The following is a 16,576-nucleotide window of genomic DNA, read 5'->3' as shown; positions in this document are numbered from 1 at the left end:
GAAACCACCGGCTGCTGTGTCACAGACTCCCGCGACGCGTCCTTGCGAGGCGGGTGCACCGAGGCCGCCCGGCCACCTGAGTTCCGACTCCGGGCAGTCCCGGCCTATCGAGGGAAGGAATCCATTGAGCGACACCACCGACGTGACGTCGGATGTTTCCAACGTCGCTGGCGATGCCACCGCAGCCGCCCCCGCCCGTCGTCGGCGCAGCGGCACCGGTCTGTCGGCGATGCTGCTGCCAGAGCTGCAGAGCCTGGCTGCGTCGCTCGGCATCTCCGGCACGGCTCGCATGCGTAAAGGCGAGCTGATCGCCGCGATCTCCGAGCGGCAGGGCGGCAACGCCGCCGGGACCCCTCGACCGCGAGCCGAGGTCGCGGCTGCGGCCGCTCCGGCCCGTGAGGAGGTGCGCGAGACCGTGGATCGCCCAGCGGCCGAGAGTCGCAGCGCTGAGCAGGCGCCGGCTGAGCCGGCTGCCGAGACCGAGACCCGGGGTCGTACCCGTCGTACCCGGACCGCCCCGGCTGAGGGGCGCAGCACAGGGGCCCGCAGCACCGAGTCCCGTGCCGCTGAGTCCCGTGCCGCTGAGCCCCGCACCACCGAGGCTCAGGCCACCGAGCCTCGCGCCGCTGAGGCGCGCAGCACCGAGGCGCGCAGCACCGAGGCGCGCACGGACGAGGTGGAGACCGGCGAGCGGGCCGACCGCGGTGACAACCGCCGGGAGCGTTCCGAGCGTTCTGACCGGGGCGAGCGTGCCGAGCGGGGCGACCGCGCCGAGCGGGGCGAGCGTTCCGAGCGGGGCGAGCGTTCTGACCGGGGCGAGCGTTCCGAGCGGGGCGACCGCGCCGAGCGGGGCGAGCGTTCTGACCGGGGCGAGCGTGCCGAGCGCACCGACCGGGCCGAGCGCACCGACCGGGGCGACCGTAACGAGCGGGGCGAGCGTTCCGACCGGGGCGAGCGTTCCGACCGGGGCGACCGCAACGACCGGGGCGAGCGTGCCGAGCGCAACGACCGGCCGGAGCGCGCCGACCGCAACGACCGCAACGACCGTGGTCAGCGGGTCGAGCGTGCCGAGCGGGACAGCGACGACGACGATGGCGAGGGCGGCGGCCGGCGTGGCCGGCGTAGCCGCTTCCGCGACCGCCGACGTGGCCGTGGCGAGCGCGCCGAGACCGGTGGCGACACCGGTGGCCGCGAGCCGCAGGTCAGCGAGGACGACGTCCTCGTCCCCGTCGCCGGCATCATCGACGTGCTCGACAACTACGCCTTCGTGCGGACGACCGGCTACCTCGCCGGCCCGAACGACGTGTACGTCTCGATGTCCCAGATCAAGAAGTACGGCCTGCGTCGCGGTGACGCGATCACCGGCGCGGTGCGCGCCAACCGCGAGGGTGGCAACAGCGGTGACCAGCGGCGGGACAAGTACAACCCGCTGATGCGGCTGGACACGATCAACGGGATGGAGCCGGAGGAGGCGCGGCGCCGGCCGGAGTTCTACAAGCTCACGCCGCTCTACCCGCAGGAGCGCCTGCGGCTGGAGACCGAGCCGCACATCCTCACCACCCGGGTCATCGACCTGGTCATGCCGATCGGCAAGGGCCAACGGGCACTCATCCAGTCGCCGCCGAAGGCGGGTAAGACGATGGTGCTCCAGGCGATCGCGAACGCGATCACCCGGAACAACCCGGAGTGCCACCTGATGGTGGTGCTTGTGGACGAGCGGCCTGAAGAGGTCACCGACATGCAGCGGTCGATCAAGGGCGAGGTCATCGCGGCCACGTTCGACCGTCCGCCGCAGGACCACACCACGGTGGCCGAGCTGGCGATCGAGCGGGCGAAGCGCCTGGTCGAGCTGGGGCACGACGTCGTCGTGCTGCTCGACTCGGTAACCCGGCTCGGTCGGTCGTACAACCTGGCGGCGCCGGCCAGCGGCCGGATCATGTCGGGTGGTATCGACTCCACCGCTCTCTACCCGCCGAAGCGCTTCCTCGGTGCGGCACGCAACATCGAGAACGGCGGCTCGCTGACCATCATCGCGACGGCCCTGGTGGAGACCGGGTCCATGGCGGACACGGTCATCTTCGAGGAGTTCAAGGGCACCGGCAACGCGGAGCTGAAGCTGGACCGGAAGATCGCTGACAAGCGCACCTTCCCGGCCATCGACATCAACCCGTCCGGCACCCGTAAGGAAGAGGTCCTGCTCGCGCCCGAGGAGCTGGCCATCATCCACAAGCTCCGCAAGGTGCTGCACTCGCTTGACTCGCAGGCGGCGATGGACCTGCTGCTGGACCGGCTCAAGCAGTCCCGCACCAACATCGAGTTCCTGATGCAGATCGCGAAGTCGACGCCGGGGGAGTAACAACTCCCGGGTGAGACACGACGAAGGGGCACGGCCGCAACGGCCGTGCCCCTTCCGCATGTCCGCCCACCGTCCTTTGCTCTGCTTCAACCGGCGCAACACTTCACGCCACTTTGTGGTGCGTCCGTTGAAGCAGAGCAAAGGAGGCCCGGAGGGGTAGCCGGGCTGGCGGAATTTTCCTTCGGTTCAGTCGACAGGTCTTGAAACTTCTATTCAGTGGCGGGTTGACTGTCGTCCATGCGTACCCGCAGACGATCCGCCCGTCGCACCGGCGTCCTGCTGCTGACGCCGCTGCTCGCCCTGGCCGCGCCGCTGCCGGCCACCGCCGCACCCGTAACCTCACCCGTCGCGCCCGCGACCTGGTCCCTTGCCGCCGGGTCCACCGGGACTCCTCTGTCGGTGGCCGCGCCCACCGTCGCGGAGGACGCGCCGCAGGCGTCGTCCCGGCCGACCGGCTCGACGAGCCTGGCCGCCGACCCGGCGGCTGCGACCGCTTCGACCGCCCCGAGGGCCGCTGCCGAGGGCCTGGAGCCCGCCGGCGGCCTGGAGACCACGAAGGCCACCCGGCCTGTCGCGCCCGGCGTTCAACTGACGTCCTTCGACAGGTACGACGCCGACGGCTGGCTGCGCGCCGACGCGCTCACCACGGACCTCGCCGGCGGCGCCACAGTCGGCTACGTCAACTCCGGGGCGGTCAGCCGGGCCGAGCCGCTGCGCAAGGCGGTGGACGACTCCCGCGCGGTCGCCGCGGTCAACGGCGACTTCTTCGACATCAACAACTCCGGTGCCGCCCAGGGCGTCGGCGTCCGTGACGGCGAGCTGGTCCAGTCGGCGGTCAGCGGCCACCGCAACGCGGCGGCGATCACCGTGGACGGGCTCGGCCGGGTGATCGAGGTGAACTTCGACGGCACCGCCACCCTGCCCAGCGGGCCGGTGCCGCTGACCCAGTTCAACAACCTGGTGCAGGCCGGCGGCATCGGCGCGTTCACCGAGCTGTGGGGGACGTACTCCCGGCAGCGTCCCGTGGAGGGCGCAGGCCGCGTGGTCGAGGTCACCGTGACCGGCGGTCGCGTGGCCGCGGTGGCCGGCGCGGCCGGCAGCGGCCCGATCGTCGCCGGCAGCACCGTGCTGCTCGGCCGCGACGCGGGCGCGGACGCCCTCGCCGGGCTTCGCCCCGGTGACCCGGTGACGGTGGCCTGGCGGCCCAAGCCGTCCGACGGCAGCACCCTGCACGCGGCTGTCGGAGGCGGCAACGTCCTGATCCGCGACGGTGTCGTGCAGAGCATCGCCGACCCGACGCTCGCCCCGCGTACGGCGGTCGGGTTCAGCGCCGACGGTCGGAAAATGATCATGTTGACGGTGGACGGTCGGCAGGTCGACAGCCGTGGGGTGACGCAGACCGAGATGGGCCGGATGATGGCCGAGTTGGGTGCCCACCACGCGCTCAACCTTGACGGTGGCGGCTCGTCGACGCTGCTGGCCCGTGAGCCGGGCGCGCCGGCCGTGCAGGTGGAGAACGCCCCCTCCGACGGCACCGAACGGGCCGTACCCAATGGCCTGGCGATCTACGCGCCGAAGGGCAGCGGCCGGCTCACCGGCTTCTGGGTCGAGACGGCAAGCGACCCCACCGTCGCCCCGGGCGTCTCGCCGGTGCGCGGTGGCCGGCCCGACCGGGTTTTCCCGGGGCTGACCCGCACCCTCACCGCAGCCGGCTACGACGAGACGTACGGTCCGGCTGCCGGCGCGCCCACCTGGCGGGCGACCCCGGCGGTACGTGGGCGGGTCGGCCGCGACGGTGTGTTCCACGCGGGCACGCCGGGGGCCAGCACGGTCACCGCCGCGCGGGGCCGGGCCAGCGGCTCGTTGAACCTCACAGTGCTCGGCCCGCTGGCCCGGATCGGCGCCACAGTGCCGAGGGTGGGGTTGACCGGCCGGGACGGCAGCGCCCTGGTCGGTGTGGTCGGGTACGACGCCGAAGGCAACACCGCGCCGATCGAGCCGGCCGACGTGACCCTCGATTACGACAGGGACCTGCTGCGGATCACCCCGACCGGCGACGGCAACCTGAGCGTCAGCGCGCTACGGGACACCGGCTCCGCCCTGGTGACCGTCCACGTTGGACGGCAGAGCACCGTCCTGCCGGTCACCGTCGGCCTGACCGACGTTCCGGTCGCCGGCTTCGACGACGCCGCGTCCTGGCGGTTCAGTCAGGCCCGGGCCAGCGGGTCTGTCGCGCCAGCGCCGGGACACACCGGCACCGGCCTGCGCATGTCGTACGACTTCAGCCAGTCCACGGGCACCCGGGCCGCGTACGCCGACCCGCCGGCCTGGATCGAGGTGCCCGGCCAGCCGCAGGCGTTCGGCATGTGGATCCACGGCAACGGCACCGGGGAGTGGCCCAGCCTGCACCTGCACGACGCCCAGGACACCCAGCACGTGCTCCGCGGCCCCCTGATCACCTGGACGGGCTGGCGGTACGTGGAGTTCGCGGTGCCGGCAGGCGTGCAGTACCCGGTGCGGGTGCGCCGCTTCTACGTGGCCGAGACGAACGCCGCCGCGCAGTACACAAGCGAGGTGATCATCGACGACCTGGTGGCGAAGGTGCCGCCTACTGTCGACGTGCCGGAGGCGTCCCCGCGTACCGATCGGGTGGTGGTCCGCGACGGCGCTGTGGACGACGCGCCGTGGCGGTTCGCGGTGCTCTCCGACGCCCAGTTCGTCGCCGCCGCACCGGACAGCGACCTGGTCGCCCAGGCCCGGCGGACGCTGCGTGAGGTGCGGGCGGCCAAGCCGGAATTCCTGCTGATCAACGGCGATTTCGTGGACACCGCCTACCCGGCCGATTTCGCGCTGGCCCGGCGGATCCTGGACGAGGAGTTGGGCGACGCGCTGCCCTGGTACTACGTGCCCGGCAACCACGAGATCATGGGTGCGCCGATCAGCAACTTCGAGGCTGCGTTCGGGGTCACCTCACGGGTGTTCGACCACAACGGCACCCGGTTCGTCACCCTGAACTCGTCCACCGGGACGCTGCGTGGTGGCGGCTTCGACCAGGTACGGATGCTGCGCGAGGCGCTTGACGCGGCGGCGACCGACCGGCGCGTCGGCTCTGTCGTCGTCCTGCACCACCACCCGGCGCGTGACCCCAGCCCGGCGCAGGCGAGCCAGCTCGGTGACCGCAAGGAGGCGGCGCTGCTGGAGCAGTGGCTTGCCGACTTCCAGCACCGCACCGGCAAGGGCGCGCTGTTCGTCGGCGGGCACGTCGGCACCTTCCACGCCGACCGGGTGGACGGAGTGCCCTTCGTGATCAACGGCAACGCGGGCAAGACGCCCTCCACCCCCGCCGACCAGGGCGGCTTCACCGGCTGGACGGAGTTCGGTGTGGACCCGGTCACCCCAGCCGAGGCCGACCGGGCCCGCCGTGACCCGCTCGCCGAGGGGCCACGCTGGATCGACGCGGAGTTCCACGCGCACCTGGACCGGCTCACGCTCAACGCCCCGCCCAGCGTGGCTGTCGGCACCCCGGCGACAGTCGACGCCACGCTCACCCAGCCCGGCGGGCGTACGGTGCCGGTGGCCGCGCCGGTAAGCGCCGACTGGTCGGCCTCGCCGGGCGTGCACATCGGCTCCGCGGCCGGGGTGCGCCCGTGGCACACCGCCCGCTTCGACCCGGCCACCGGCACCCTCACGGCGCTGCGCCCCGGGTCTGTGGTGCTGGCGGTCACCGTCAACGGTGTCCGCGCCGAAGCCGCTGTCACCCTCACCGCTCGGGCCGCCGCGCCCGCGGCCTGACCCCGCCGCCGCCCCGCCCGTCGAGCCGTACGGGCCGGGGCGGCGGGCCGGGTCAGAAGTCGCCGTCTGCCACCTGGAAGACGGTGAGGCCGAGGGCACGCCACATCTGGACCACCTGCACACGGTCGTCGAACACGCCGACCACCCGGTAACGGTTCCGGATCTCCCGGTCGTAGATCTCCCGCTTGACGATCGAGTCCTTGCGGGAGTCGCCGACCGCGCGGAGGTGCAGCCCGAGGTAGGGGACGCGGACGTGCCGGGCCAGCCACGCCTCGGTTGCCGCTCGGGCGGAGGCGTCCCGCCCGGAGCAGAAGACCACCCCGTACCCGGCGGCGTGCATGGCCCGGACCGCCGCGATCACCGCCGGGTTGGGGTGGTCCTGGCCCACCCGGGTCATGTCGTACGGGCTGCGGGAGACGGCCAGCGCGACAGTGCCGTCGATGTCCACGAGCACGATCTCCGGTGGTTCGGCCGACGGCGGGTGCACGGCGGCGGGCCGTCCGGTGCGGGCCTGCGGCACCGGCAGGGGCAGTGTGCGCCCCTGTAGGTGCCGCTCGTGCAGTCGGCGGATCCAGTCCGCGCCGACCTGGTCGTCGACCGGGCGGGCGGCGTCGCGGCGCAGGCACTCGTCCAGTGGCACGTCGGTGAAGTCGTGGACCTCGAATTCCGCGCCGTGGCGGGCGGCCAGTTCGGCCCAGCCCCGAAGCGTCCGTGCCCGCAGGTTCGTGTCGTCCACGCACACGTTGGCCCGTGCCCGCAGCAGCGCCTCGACCTGGGCCTGCTGCACGGCGGTCACCTGCGCCTCCGCCCACTGGGTGAAGAGCCGCTCGCCATGCAGCATCCGCCGCAGGTCGTCCCGGTTGACCCGGAGCACGGACGGCTGGAGCGTGCGGGCGAATGTCGTCTTGCCGGAGGCCGGCAGGCCCCGGGTGGCGATCAGGCGGGTCATCGGGGCACCTCGGGCTCGACGGGCGTACCCCCGGCGGGGCACACGACGGCGGTTCGTCGGGCGGACGAATGCCGGGCTGGGCGGCGGGAATGCGGACGGGGAGGCACGTGTTGACGATGCCGGACGAGGTGTGTGGCCCGATTATCGGGTCGGCTCAGGCCCATGGCACACTTGTCAATCGGCCACCGGTTCCGGTTCACGCCCGAGCCCGTCGTGTACGGCGCGACGAGCGATGACGGCGACCCGGCGACCATCAACGAGAGGACCGAGGCGATGAAGGCAAACATCCACCCGGAGTACGTGACCACCGAGGTCAGCTGCTCCTGCGGTAGCACGTTCACGACCCGTAGCACCGCTAAGGGCGGCTCGATCCACGTCGAGACCTGCAGCGCCTGCCACCCGTTCTACACCGGTAAGCAGCGCGTTCTCGACACCGCCGGCCGGGTCGCGAAGTTCCAGCAGAAGTACGCCAAGGTTCAGGCCAAGAAGGCCAAGTAACTCACGTTCGGCGCCCGCGTCCGGTTTCACACCGGATGCGGGCGCCGTCCGCGTTTCGCCCCGTTTTCGTCCCGGCCCGGCAGTCCGCCCGGCCCGGCCGGCGTCCCCCGTACCGTCGAAGGAGCATCCGCAGCATGAGCAGCGAGCGTCTGGTACGTCTCCTCGACGAGTACGCGGAGCTGGAGAAGCGGTTGGCTGACCCGGCCATCCACGCCGACCAGGCCACCGCGCGTCGGGTCGGCCGCCGGTACGCCGAGCTGGTGCCGCTGTACAAGGCCGCCGGCGAGCTGGAGCAGGCGCGTGCCGACCTGACCGCGGCCCGCGAGTTGGCGGCCGAGGACCCCTCCTTCGCCGGCGAGGTGGAGTTGATCGCGTCGTCCCTGCCGGTGCTTGAGGAGCGCCTCGCGGAGCTGCTCATCCCGCGTGACCCGCATGACGCCAAGGACGTGATCGTCGAGATCAAGGCCGGTGAGGGTGGCGAGGAGTCGGCGCTGTTCGCGGGTGACCTGCTGCGGATGTACACCAGGTACGCCGAGCGGCACGGTTGGATCACCGAGGTGATCGACGCCCAGGATTCCGACCTCGGCGGCGTCAAGGACGTCTCCCTGGCGATCAAGACCAAGGGTGTGCCGGACGGCGGCAACGGCGTCTGGTCGCGGCTCAAGTGGGAGGGCGGCGTGCACCGGGTGCAGCGCGTCCCGGTCACCGAGTCGCAGGGTCGGATCCACACGAGCGCCGCCGGGGTGCTGGTGCTGCCCGAGGCCGAGGATGTCGACGTCACCCTCGACCAGAACGACCTGCGCATCGACGTGTTCCGGTCGTCCGGGCCGGGTGGTCAGTCGGTGAACACGACCGACTCGGCCGTGCGGATCACCCACCTGCCGACCGGCATCGTCGTGTCCTGCCAGAACGAGAAGTCCCAGTTGCAGAACCGGGAGCAGGCGATGCGGATCCTGCGGGCACGGCTGCTCGCCGCCGCCCAGGAGCAGGCCGACGCCGCCGCCTCGGACGCCCGCAAGGCGCAGGTCCGCACGGTGGACCGCTCGGAGCGGATCCGCACCTACAACTTCCCGCAGAACCGGATCACCGACCACCGGATCGGCTACACCGCGTACAACCTGGATCTGGCGCTCGCCGGTGACCTGGACGGGGTGCTGGACGCGCTGGCCGAGGCCGACCGCGCGGCCCGCCTGGCCGGCGACACCGAACTGACGCGGCGCTGACCGCACAGCCCCGCCTGACCGCACAGCCCCGCCTGACCGCACGGCCGTCAGCTCGCGCGGAGGCGTGACTTGGCGCGCAGCATTTCCCGGTCGGCCTCCTCGAAGGCGACGCTCAGCGCGTCGCGCCGCCCGCTGCCGCCGGACACCTCCGCGAAGCCGATGCTCACCCCGACCGGGGTGCCCGGCACCAGTGACTCCCAGTCCTCGGAGCCGACCGCCGCCTCGATCCGTCGCGCCACCTCGGCGGCCTCGGCCATGCCGGTGTCCGGCAGCACCACCACGAACTCGTCGCCGCCGTAGCGGGCCACGAAGTCCCCCCTGCGCATCACCCGGTTGATCACCCCGGCGATGCGTTGCAGGACCAGGTCACCGGAGTGGTGCCCGTGCCGGGTGTTGACCGCCTTGAAGCCGTCCAGGTCGCAGACACCGATCACCACCCGGTCGCCCCGGGTGACCACCGCGGTGATGTACCGCTCCAGCCGGCGCCGGTTGGGCAGCCCGGTGAGCGGGTCGGTAAGCGCCTCACCCTCGTACCGTGCCGCCTCCCGGCGCATCTCCTCGTGGTCGATCCGGGCGGCGATGCCGTCGATGTAGACGTCGCGGAGCCGGTTGTTGCGCTGTGCGGCGAGCCGGAACGCCAGCCGGTCGGCCCGGTGTGCCGCCGAGTGGTCGCCGGCCCGGCTCAGCGCGATGCTGCGCAGCCGTGCGGGCTCGGCGGAGCCGAGTGTCTCGGTGGACACCCGGATGGTGTCCAGTCGGGCGACCGCCTCGATGGGCCGCCCGTCGGCCACGGCCAGGCAGACCATCCCGAGTTGCCGCATGTCGCGGGCGCGGGCGCTGTCCCCGCCGTGGCTGAGCAGCTGGGACGGCTCGGCCTCACCCGTCGAATCCATCGGGTCGCCCAGCGCGGCCTGCCGCGCCGCCGAGTAGCCGTACGCGGCGAGGCTGCTGGGACGCAGGTTGTCGGCCCGCCCGGTGCGGACGAAGCGGGCCAGGTCGGCGGCAACGTCCCGGAGTACGCGCAGACATCCGTCGCTGTCCCCGTTGTGGTCAAGTGCCACGGCGTTGCGCAGCCGGATGCCCGGCGCGGCGAACGTCTCCTCCGGGATGCCGGCGGTCATGCCGAGCTGCCGGGCGCGTTCGATCGCACCCAGGGCGTACCCGTGGAAGCTGAGGTAGCTGTAGGCCATCGCGAGGTCGTGCCAACCCCAGGCGGTGTCCCGGTCGGGGTCGTCCACGGCGCCCAGCGCCCGGGCGGCCTTGACCAGGTGGGTGACGCAGCGGTCCAACGCGCCCTGGTGGTGCGCGGCGAGGGCGGCCAGTGCGTTGAGGTGCCCGTGCAGGTAGGGCTCGGCGAGGTCGCGGACAGCCGCCGACGCCTCCTCGATGGCCCGGGTGAACTCCGCCGTCCGGCCGAGATTGATCAGCGCGGAGAGCCGCTGCACCATGGCGTCCGCGCGCGCCGCCGGGTCGTTGGTGGTGCGGATCACCCGATCCAACAGGGTGTACGCCTCAGCGGAGCGGCTGGCCTCCTGCAACGCCCGGGCATGCGTGAGGGCGTCAACCTGGTCATCGACCCGGTCGAGCCAGCCCACTCACAGCCTCCTGTCGTGTGCGCCTCGACGCGCCCGTTCGTTGCGGCGTCGGTGACGCTTCATGATTATGTCGTGAGTACTTTGCCGCAACACCCATCCGAAGGGACAGGCCGCGTCCGTCCGTCCGCAGCCGTGGTCCGGGCAGCGCGGGTGCTCGCCGCCGCAGGGGTGGAACCGGCGCGGGTGGAGGCCGAACTACTGACGGCGTACGTGCTGGGGGTGCCCCGGGGGCGGCTGGCGCTCGCCGACGACCTGGACGACGACCAGGTGACCCGGCTCGACGAGTTGGTCGAGCGCCGCGCCAGCCGGGAGCCGTTGCAGCACCTGACCGGTCGGGCCGGGTTCCGGCACCTGGAGCTGGCGGTCGGCCCGGGTGTCTTCGTGCCCCGCCCGGAGACGGAGTTGCTCGCCGGCTGGGGTGTCGAGCAGGGCCGGGCTCGGCCCGATCCGCTTGTGGTGGACCTGTGCAGCGGCTCCGGCGCGATCGCGTTGGCTGTGGCACAGGAGCTGCCCGGGGCGCGTGTGGTGGCGGTGGAGCGGTCCTCGGCGGCGCTGGTGTGGCTGCGCCGTAACGCCGCCGAGCGGGCCGCGGCGGGGGACCGGCCTATCGAGGTGGTCGAGGCCGACGTCACCGCGCCGGACCTGCTTGCCGATCTGGTCGGCCGGGTGGACGTGCTGCTCTGCAACCCGCCGTACGTGCCGGTGGAGGTGGTGGTGCCGCCGGAGGTGGCCGGGCACGATCCGGCGGAGGCTGTCTTCGGCGGCGTGGACGGCCTGACGGTGATCCGGCCGGTGCTCACCCGGGCGGCGGACCTGCTGCGCCCCGGCGGCGTGGTCGGGGTCGAGCACGACGACACGCACGACGTGGCGGTGCCCGCGCTGCTCGTCGCGGACGGCCGGTTCACCGCCGTCACGGAGCATCGGGACCTCACCGGCCGCCCCCGATATGCCACCGCGTCCCGATCGGCGGAAGGCCAGCACGCCGCTTCCGGCTCGGCGTGGCAGACTGACTCCTCGTGATGCTCTACGACTGCCGGTCGCCCGCCGATCGGGACCGCGGCATCGCTGCGGCCATCGAGGCGGTCAAGAACGGCGAGCTGGTCGTCCTTCCGACGGACACCGTCTACGGAATCGGCGCGGACGCGTTCACGCCGTACGCGGTCAAGGCGTTGCTGGACGCGAAGGGCCGGGGCCGGCAGATGCCGCCGCCGGTGCTGATCGGTTCGCGCCACACCCTTGACGGGTTGGTGTATTCGCTGCCCACAGCCGCTCGGGAGCTGGTGGAGGCGTTCTGGCCGGGTGCCCTGACGATCGTGGTCGAGCACTCGCCGAGCCTCCAGTGGGACCTGGGCGACAAGTCGGGCACGGTGGCGGTGCGGATGCCGCTGCACCCGGTGGCGCTTGAGGTGCTGCGGGAGACCGGCCCGATGGCTGTCTCGTCGGCAAACAAGACGGGCCAGCCGGCGGCGGTGACTGCCGAGGAGGCACGCGACCAGCTCAGCTACTCGGTGCGGGCATACCTGGAGGCCGGGCCCTGTCCGGACCCGGTGCCGAGCACGATCGTGGACCTGACCGGCGAGGTGCCGCAGTTGCTGCGGGCCGGCGCGATCCCGCTGGAGAAGCTGCGCGACGTGGTTCCGGATCTCATCGACATCCAGGGGGTCTGAGTGCCCCCGTTCACCGTTCTGCACGTCTGCATGGGCAACATCTGCCGGTCGCCGATGGCCGAGCGGTTGCTCGCCCTCGCGGTTCGGGAGCGGTTGGCGCGGCGTGCGCAGGACCCAGCCGGGGCCGAGGAGTTGCTGCACAGCCACAGCGCCGGCACCGGCGGCTGGCACGCCGGTGAGGAGATGAACCCGCCGGCGGCCCGGCAGGTCATCGGTCGGGACGGGGACGTCGAGGGGTTCGGGGCGCGCAAGCTGCGCTCGGACCACATCGACGCCGCCGATCTGGTCCTGACGGCCACGGCCGACCAGCAGGAGTACGTGGTGGCGCTGCGTCCGGACGCGGCGGCCCGCACGTTCGTGCTCGGTGAGTTCGGCCGGTTGCTGGCGGCGGTGGACGCCGCCGCGCTGCCGCCGGCGGAGGCGACCCCGGAGGCTGTGTACGCCCGGGGCGTGGCCCTGGTGGCGGCTGCCCACGGCAACCGGCTGGGTGCCTCGGTGCTGCCCACCGATGACCTGGACGACCCCTGGGGTCGCGGTGACCAGTGCTTCAGCCGGGTCGCCGACGAGATCGAGGAGACGGTCCACCCGCTGGCCGCCGCTCTGCTGCCCTGAGCGCCGTGCGAGTTTTCTCCGGGTTTGGGGAAAACGAGGGGCGAAAGGGGTGTTCCGGGTCATTCTGAACGGGTCCTAGTGTGACCGGCTCCTGCGGGGAGAGCTGATGATCCGGGCCCGACTCGACAAACTACTGACCGTGGTGATCGCCGGCGTGCTGGCCGGACTGGTGCTGGCCGGAGCCGCCCTGCCCGCGGCCCTGGTCTTCGGGATCGGCTTCAGCGCCCTGTCCACGCCGTACTCGGAGCTGCCGAACACGCTCCGCACGCCACCCACCGCCCAGCGCTCCAACCTCTACGCCAGCGACGGCACCACCCTGATCACGTCCTTCTACCAGGAGGACCGGGTCGACGTGCCCCTGGACGAGGTGGCGCCGGTGATGCGCGAGGCCATCGTGGCGGCCGAGGACGTCCGGTTCTACAAGCACAGCGGGGTGGACCTGCGCGGCGTCGTACGCGCGTTCACCGTGAACAGGCGCGACGGCCGCACCCGGCAGGGCGCCTCCACGCTGACCATGCAGTACGTCCGCAACGTGCTCGCCAGCGACCCCCGGCTCACCGAGCGGCAGCGCCGGGCGGCCACCGAGGTCACCACCGCCCGCAAACTCCAGGAGATGCGGTACGCGCTCGCGCTGGAACGGGAGCTGAGCAAGGAGGACATCCTCACCCGCTACCTCAACATCGCCTACTTCGGCGCCGGGGCGTACGGGATCGCCGCCGCCAGCAAGCGCTACTTCTCCCGGTCGCCGGCCGAGCTGACCCTGGCCCAGGCGGCGCTGCTGGCCGGCCTGGTGCAGTCGCCGGACAGCGACGACCCGATCAACGGCGACGCCGACAGCGCGTTGGAGCGTCGGACGTACGTGCTGGAACGGCTTGTGGAGTCGGGCCAGGTGCCTGCCGACGAGGCGGCCGCGGCGCGGGCCGAGCCTTTGCAACTGCGACCCAGCGAGACCCCTAACGACTGCACGGGCGTGCCCGAGGGGCACAACGACTGGGGCTTCTTCTGCGACTGGTTCACCCGCTGGTGGAGCAGCCAGCCGGCGTTCGGGTCGACCGCCGACGAGCGCCAGCGCACGTTGCGCCGGGGCGGGTTCTCCATCGTCTCCTCGCTGGACCCGGCGGTGCAGCGGGCCACCACCGAGCAGGTGAGCAAGATCTACCGGCCGACCGACGCGCGGGCGGTGCCGACCGTTGTGGTGCAGCCCGGCACCGGGCGGGTGCTGGCGATGTCGGTCAACCGCGCCTACAGCGTGGAGGACAACCCGGTCGGGCAGAAGAACCACCCGAACACCGTCAACCAGCTCGTCGCCGGCGGCGGGGCGATCGACGGCTACCAGGGCGGCTCGACGTTCAAGCTCTTCGCCCTGCTGGCCGCGCTGGAGTCCGGCCTGCCGCTGTCGACCGAGTTCACCGCACCGAGCCAGATCCTCACCCGGTTCCCGGTGACCGGGAACGCCAGCTGCGACGGCCGCTGGTGCCCGTCGAACGCCAACCCGTCATCGATGGACGGCCCCCGCACCATGTGGAGTGCCTTCGGCCGCTCGGTCAACACCTACTTCGCGTGGCTCACCGAGAAGGTCGGCGCCGACCGGGTGGTGGAGATGGCCGAGCGGCTCGGCATCGTGCTGCGCGCCGACGCCGACGAACGACTGGCCCGCTACGGAGCGAAGAACTGGGGCCCGTTCACCCTGGGCGTCGCCGCGACGACCCCGCTCGACCTGGCCACGGCGTACGCCACGGTGGCGGCCGAGGGGACCTGGTGCGCGCCGCTGCCGGTGGTCTCGATAAGCGACTCGGCCGGCCGGCCCGTGGACGCCGCCAAGCCGGACTGCCGGCAGGTCCTGGACACCGACGTGGCCCGGGCGGCGATCGACGCCTCCCGCTGCCCGGTCGGCGACCAGTCGATGTACGGGCGGTGCGACGGCGCCACCGCACCCGACCTGCGGGCCCGGCTCGGCCGCCCGGTGGCCGGCAAGACCGGCAGCTCCGAGCGGTACGAGACGGAGACGGTTGTGGCCTTCACGCCGCAGCTCGCGGTCGCCTCAATGGCGGCCAACCCGGATGATCCCCGCGACGCGGTCGGTCAGGCGGTGCAGGCCCGAATGGTGGACGCGGTAGGCGAGGTGCTCGCCACTGCCCTGAAAGGCGAGCCGGTACGCGACTTCGTCCCGCCAAGCGAACGAGCAGCCTTCGAGGTAACAGGCCCCCGCAGCGGCAACTAACCGCCCAGCGCTGCCCTCCCACTGCCCTCCCGCCCCCGCGCAGCCCTCCCGCCCCCGCGATCTTGCACTTTCTGCCTCGACAAAAGGTGTGCAAGCTATCAAACCGGCGACCGAAAGTGCAAGATCGCGGGGGCGGGGGGGGCGGGGGGTGCGGGGGTCCGGGGGGCCCGGGGAGCGGGGTGTGGGGCGCGGGTTTAGGGGAGGGTCTTTGCGCCTTTTGCTATGTTGCGGGCCATTCCTCCGAAGACCAGCGCGTGGAACGGTGCGACCGACGCCCAGTAGGCGTGTCCGGCAAGCCCGCGGGGCAGGAAGACGGCGCGTTGGTGGTAGCGGCTGCGTCCGTCGTCGGCGGGCAGCACCCGCATCTCCAGCCAGGCGCGGCCGGGCAGGCGCATCTCGGCGCGCAGCCGGAGCAACTCGCCCGGGACGATCTCCTCCACTCGCCAGAAGTCCAGTGCCTCGCCGACCTGTAGCCGGTGCGGGTCGCGTCGGCCGCGTCGCAGCCCCACTCCGCCGACGAGCCGGTCTAGCCAGCCGCGGATCGACCAGGCGAGCGGGAAGGAATACCAGCCGTGCTCCCCGCCGACGCCCTCGATGACCCGCCAGAGCGCGGCCGGTGGTGCGTCCACAGTCGTCTCCCGGAGGTCGGTGTAGGCGGTGCCACCGGACCAGTCCGGGTCGCTGGGCAGCGGCTCGGCGGGGGCGTCCGGGCCGCTCGCGGTGGACCAGCGGGTCTCCACCTGGGCGTCGCGCACCTTGGCCAGCGCCAGGGACACCGCCTGGTCGAAGCCGGTCAGGCCGCCGGGCGGGTCGGGTACGTACCTGGCGATGTCGTGCTCGTGCGCGACCGCCTCGTGGATCAGGCTCTCCACGAGTGGGCGGGCGATGGCGTTCGGCACCGGCGTGATCAGGCCGACCCAGTGCGAGGAGAGCGACGGGGTGAGCGGCCGGACCGGCACGATGATCCGTCGGCGCAGCCCAGCCACCCGCGCGTACCGCTGCATCATGTCGCGGAAGGTCAGCACGTCCGGTCCGCCGATGTCGAAGCCCCGGTTGACCTCGGGCGGCAGCGCGGTGCAGCCGGCCAGGTAGCGCAGCACGTCACGGACCGCGATCGGCTGGATCCGGTTACCGACCCATCGTGGGGTGACCATGGCGGGCAGCCGTTCGGTCAGGTAGCGCAGCATCTCGAACGACGCCGACCCGGAGCCGATGATCACCGCGGCGCGGAGCACCGCCGTGGGCACCCCGCTGGCGAGCAGGATCCGACCCACCTCGGCCCGGGACCGCAGGTGCGGGGAGGGGACCTCCTCGTCGGATGCCGGCTCCGGACCGCCCAGATAGACGATCCGGTGTACGCCTGCCGCGCGGGCCGCCGCCGCGAAGTTTGTGGCCGCCGCGCGGTCGGCCGCCTCGAAGTCGGGTCGGCCGAGCGAGTGCACGAGGAAGTAGGCGACGTCCACGTCGGCGAATGCGGCGGGCAGTGTCTCCGGTCGGCTGAGGTCCCCCTCGACGATCTCGGCAGCCGAGGCCCAGGGCACGTCGCGCAGCCGCACGGCCTTACGGGCCAGGCAGCGTACGGTGTGCCCGTCGGCGAGCAGGAGCGGCGTCAGTCGCCCGCCGATGTATCCCGTTGCACCGGTGACGAGGCATCTCACGGGTC

At 72.5% G+C, this 16,576-nt stretch carries 11 protein-coding genes; 8 read left to right on the top strand and 3 right to left on the bottom strand.

Annotated elements, in window-relative coordinates; translation table 11 throughout:
* Nucleotides 1-124 precede the first annotated feature (124 nt).
* The gene (gene rho / locus ACFY2Q_RS15015; RefSeq protein WP_387130446.1) at nt 125-2,356 is read left to right on the top strand and encodes a transcription termination factor Rho; all 2,232 of its coding nucleotides are present in this window, start codon (nt 125-127) and stop codon (nt 2,354-2,356) included.
* Between the two features lie 237 nt (nt 2,357-2,593).
* Nucleotides 2,594-6,148, top strand: a complete 3,555-nt coding sequence (locus ACFY2Q_RS15010) for a phosphodiester glycosidase family protein (protein WP_387130443.1) — start codon at nt 2,594-2,596, stop codon at nt 6,146-6,148.
* Nucleotides 6,149-6,200: 52 nt separating this feature from the next.
* On the opposite strand, the gene ACFY2Q_RS15005 is transcribed toward ACFY2Q_RS15010, so the two are convergent.
* Nucleotides 6,201-7,097, bottom strand: a complete 897-nt coding sequence (locus ACFY2Q_RS15005; protein ID WP_387130441.1) for an AAA family ATPase — start codon at nt 7,095-7,097, stop codon at nt 6,201-6,203.
* A gap of 273 nt (nt 7,098-7,370) precedes the next feature.
* On the opposite strand from ACFY2Q_RS15005, the gene rpmE reads away from it, so the two are divergent.
* Nucleotides 7,371-7,595, top strand: a complete 225-nt coding sequence (gene rpmE, locus ACFY2Q_RS15000) for a 50S ribosomal protein L31 (protein ID WP_387130921.1) — start codon at nt 7,371-7,373, stop codon at nt 7,593-7,595.
* A 134-nt stretch (nt 7,596-7,729) separates the two neighbouring features.
* Entirely contained in the window at nt 7,730-8,818 is a 1,089-nt protein-coding gene (prfA, locus tag ACFY2Q_RS14995; protein WP_387130439.1) for a peptide chain release factor 1, read from the top strand.
* Nucleotides 8,819-8,865: 47 nt separating this feature from the next.
* Here the strand turns inward: prfA and ACFY2Q_RS14990 are convergent, their stop codons facing one another.
* Nucleotides 8,866-10,413 (bottom strand): diguanylate cyclase domain-containing protein, encoded by a 1,548-nt coding sequence (locus ACFY2Q_RS14990; RefSeq protein WP_387130437.1) that lies wholly within the window; start codon nt 10,411-10,413, stop codon nt 8,866-8,868.
* A gap of 72 nt (nt 10,414-10,485) precedes the next feature.
* Here ACFY2Q_RS14990 and prmC point away from each other — a divergent pair, with 72 nt between their 5' ends.
* The 4 genes from prmC to ACFY2Q_RS14970 all read left to right on the top strand — a co-directional run bounded on the left by prmC (nt 10,486) and on the right by ACFY2Q_RS14970 (nt 14,913).
* A complete protein-coding gene (gene prmC / locus ACFY2Q_RS14985; RefSeq protein ID WP_387130435.1) occupies nt 10,486-11,433 on the top strand; it encodes a peptide chain release factor N(5)-glutamine methyltransferase in 948 nt (315 codons plus the stop codon).
* A complete protein-coding gene (locus ACFY2Q_RS14980) occupies nt 11,433-12,080 on the top strand; it encodes an L-threonylcarbamoyladenylate synthase (protein ID WP_387130920.1) in 648 nt (215 codons plus the stop codon). Before prmC ends, ACFY2Q_RS14980 begins: the two co-directional genes overlap by 1 nt.
* The gene (locus ACFY2Q_RS14975) at nt 12,081-12,692 is read left to right on the top strand and encodes a phosphotyrosine protein phosphatase (RefSeq protein WP_387130433.1); all 612 of its coding nucleotides are present in this window, start codon (nt 12,081-12,083) and stop codon (nt 12,690-12,692) included.
* Between the two features lie 106 nt (nt 12,693-12,798).
* Entirely contained in the window at nt 12,799-14,913 is a 2,115-nt protein-coding gene (locus ACFY2Q_RS14970; protein WP_387130431.1) for a transglycosylase domain-containing protein, read from the top strand.
* A 194-nt stretch (nt 14,914-15,107) separates the two neighbouring features.
* On the opposite strand, the gene ACFY2Q_RS14965 is transcribed toward ACFY2Q_RS14970, so the two are convergent.
* Nucleotides 15,108-16,571 (bottom strand): SDR family oxidoreductase, encoded by a 1,464-nt coding sequence (locus ACFY2Q_RS14965; RefSeq protein ID WP_387130429.1) that lies wholly within the window; start codon nt 16,569-16,571, stop codon nt 15,108-15,110.
* Between the last annotated feature and the right edge of the window lie 5 nt (nt 16,572-16,576).

It is taken from the genome of Micromonospora sp. NPDC000316 (genome assembly GCF_042898885.1).
Taxonomy (GTDB): Bacteria; Actinomycetota; Actinomycetes; order Mycobacteriales; family Micromonosporaceae; genus Micromonospora.
Note: the sequence above shows the minus strand (reverse complement) of the source record. Positions and strands in the feature narration are given on the sequence as shown.

Bases quoted from the DNA above. Each gene is read 5' to 3' on its own strand.
- ACFY2Q_RS15010 (WP_387130443.1), top strand. From the start codon at position 2,594: ATGCGTACCCGCAGACGATCCGCCCGTCGCACCGGCGTCCTGCTGCTG.
- ACFY2Q_RS15005 (WP_387130441.1), bottom strand. From the start codon at position 7,097: ATGACCCGCCTGATCGCCACCCGGGGCCTGCCGGCCTCCGGCAAGACG.
- rpmE (WP_387130921.1), top strand. From the start codon at position 7,371: ATGAAGGCAAACATCCACCCGGAGTACGTGACCACCGAGGTCAGCTGC.
- prfA (WP_387130439.1), top strand. From the start codon at position 7,730: ATGAGCAGCGAGCGTCTGGTACGTCTCCTCGACGAGTACGCGGAGCTG.
- ACFY2Q_RS14980 (WP_387130920.1), top strand. From the start codon at position 11,433: ATGCTCTACGACTGCCGGTCGCCCGCCGATCGGGACCGCGGCATCGCT.
- ACFY2Q_RS14970 (WP_387130431.1), top strand. From the start codon at position 12,799: ATGATCCGGGCCCGACTCGACAAACTACTGACCGTGGTGATCGCCGGC.